Genomic DNA, 2,536 nt, shown 5'->3' on the forward strand with positions numbered 1-2,536 from the left:
AGTAAGCGCTTAGCCGCAACCCTATTGAGGCTGGCTTGACGTTTTGCGGAATCGCCACGGCATGAGGTCTTCGATGCGGCTATGGGGATGGCCGTCGATGATTGCCTCGAGTGTTTCGGCGATGTAGGCGGCCGGGTTAACGTCGTTGAGCTTGCAGGTGGCGACGATCGAGGCGAGCAAGGCCCAGTTTTCCGCGCCCACTTCATGACCGGCGAAGAGCGCATTTTTTCTGGTCAGGCAGACTGGCCGGATGGCGTTCTCGACCGGGTTCGTGTCAAGCTCGAGGCGCCCGTCTTCGAGGAAGCGGGTCAGCCCTTGCCAGTGATTGAGCGCGTAGCGGATGTCGTCGGCGAGCGTCGAGCCACTGGAGATCATCGACAGCTGCTTCTCGAACCACGGCTTTAACGCGGCGACGATGGGCAGCGAGTGCTCCTTGCGCGCGGCCAGCCGGATGTCCGGCGATGAACCGCGGACCATGGCTTCGATGGCGTAAAGCTGTGCGATGTGCCGAACCGCGGCCTCAGCGATCGGCGATTTGCTGTTGCGGGCCAATTTGACAAAACGCCGGCGCAAATGGCTCCAGCAATGCACGAGCGTCCACGGCCCTTGTGGTCGGGCGACTTCGGTTAGCCGGTCATAACCGCCATAGGCATCGCATTGCAGGAAGCGTCCGCCAAAGCCGTCCAGGAACTGCTCAGCGAAGGCACCGCTGCGACTGGGGGCATATCGGAACAGCACGATCGGCGGACTTGGGCCGCTGTGGCCGCGGTCATCGGACACGATCGCCCAGAAGTAGCCTTTCTTCGTTTGGCCGCGCCCGGGATCGAGTACCGGCGCCGTGGTTTCGTCCATGAACAGACGATCCGCCATGGCCAAGTGGCGGCGCATATGGTCCGCGATGGGTTGAAGATGGAAGCAGGCGCGACCGGACCAGTTGCCCAGTGTCGCCCGATCAAGCCGGATCCCCTGGCGCGCATAGATCTCGGCCTGACGGTAAAACGGCGTATGGTCGCCGAACTTGGAGACGATCACGTGCGCAATCGCCGCTTCGGTCGGCAGTCCACCAGGCACCACGTGCTCCGGTGCGTGCGCCTGCACGACAGGGCCCGAGCAGCGGCGACAGATGTATTTCGGGCGGCGCGTGACCAACACCCGCCATTGCGCCGGGATCACGTCGAGGCGTTTGCTGACGTCTTCGCCAATCTTCGTCATGGCGCCGCAACCGCACGGACAGAGCGTGCTCGCGGGCTCGATGATCCGTTCCACCCGCGGCAAATGGGCAGGCAAGCAGCCGCGATTGCGATGAGAACCTTGATCTGGCGCGTTCCGCGATCGGCCCTGGATCACAGCCTCGGCTCTCTCCTGCGCCGCGTCCAGGATGCCTTGCGCGATCTCCACGTCTTCCAGCGGCAAGTGATACTGATCTGGCCGCAGCTTCTCGGACTTCGCGCCGAACTTCTCGCGTCGCAATTCCCCGAGAATGACCTCCAGCCGACGTCGCGCTTCCTCCGATGCCGCCAGTGCCCCCTGATGCTCGCTCAAGGCTGACTGCGTTTGCGCCAAAAGCGCCTTCAGGCGTTCGTTTTCCTCGCGCAGCGCCGCAATGCTCATGCGCTATTTCGAGCACATCACCACTGCGCGTGCCACGTTCAAAATAGCTCCCGAGTCAATCTGCCGCAGTCATCCAGCTGCCTGGGGACGCCGCGCTTCTTCCGGGCGGACCAACCTCCAATCCAGCCCCTCGAACAGGGCAGCGAACATCGCTGGCGATATGCGCATCACGCCGTCTGCGATCGTTGGCCAAACGAACTTGCAGCCTTCGAGGCGCTTGTGCACCAGCACCAGGCCCGTTCGATCCCAGACCAAAATCTTGATCCGGTCCGCTCGTTTCGATCGGAACACGAAGGCTGCGCCGCTGAACGGGTCGAGGCGAAGCATCTCCTGCACCTTCGCCGCAAGTCCATCGTGGCCACAGCGGAAGTCGATCGGCCGCGTCGCGATGTAAATCTTCAGATCGGCACCGGCCGCGATCATCGTGACGCTCGCACTGCGCGGATCACCCGGGACAGCTGCTCGCCATCTATGGCTGTGTCCGTCCGCAGCACGACATCGCCGATCGCGATCTCAAGCTTGATGGCCGGAACGTGACCCGCCTCCAACGCGCTTTCCACGACCAGCGGCGCGAATGTCGACGGCGACGCCTCGCACGGCGCCAACATGCCTCGCTGTCGGAAGCGTCGTCGCCAATCGTAAATCTGCCAGCGCGTCGCTCCGTGCTTGCGCGCCACCTCGGACACCTGGGCACCGGGTAGCAGACTCTCGGCGACGATCCGGGCTCTCTCAGCCTCCGAACGCACGCGGCGTCCCGACGGTCCTTCAAGGACCTCCAGCCGGCTCACCGGCCCTACCGATGAGCCGTCCAAATGGACGTCCTTTTTGCTGTCCAATCCCATCCCAAACCTCCGTCCAGAGCCGGAGGCTTCTTCGCACGTTCATTCGAATTCTGAAGCAAGGGTATCGGCTTCGCGCTTACGAT

3 protein-coding genes are annotated in these 2,536 nt (G+C 63.2%); all 3 read right to left on the minus strand.

Annotated elements, in window-relative coordinates; genetic code table 11:
• Positions 1-21: 21 nt before the first annotated feature.
• Entirely contained in the window at positions 22-1,611 is a 1,590-nt protein-coding gene (locus tag IVA81_RS31420) for an IS66 family transposase (protein WP_247325262.1), read from the minus strand.
• 69 nt (positions 1,612-1,680) lie between these two features.
• Positions 1,681-2,034, minus strand: a complete 354-nt coding sequence (gene tnpB, locus IVA81_RS31425; protein ID WP_061876445.1) for an IS66 family insertion sequence element accessory protein TnpB — start codon at positions 2,032-2,034, stop codon at positions 1,681-1,683.
• Entirely contained in the window at positions 2,031-2,453 is a 423-nt protein-coding gene (locus IVA81_RS31430) for a transposase (protein WP_247325263.1), read from the minus strand. Before IVA81_RS31430 ends, tnpB begins: the two co-directional genes overlap by 4 nt.
• Positions 2,454-2,536: the final 83 nt, after the last annotated feature.

Origin of the sequence: Bradyrhizobium sp. 141, from assembly GCF_023074055.1 — a bacterium.
In the GTDB taxonomy this organism is placed as follows: domain Bacteria; phylum Pseudomonadota; class Alphaproteobacteria; order Rhizobiales; family Xanthobacteraceae; genus Bradyrhizobium.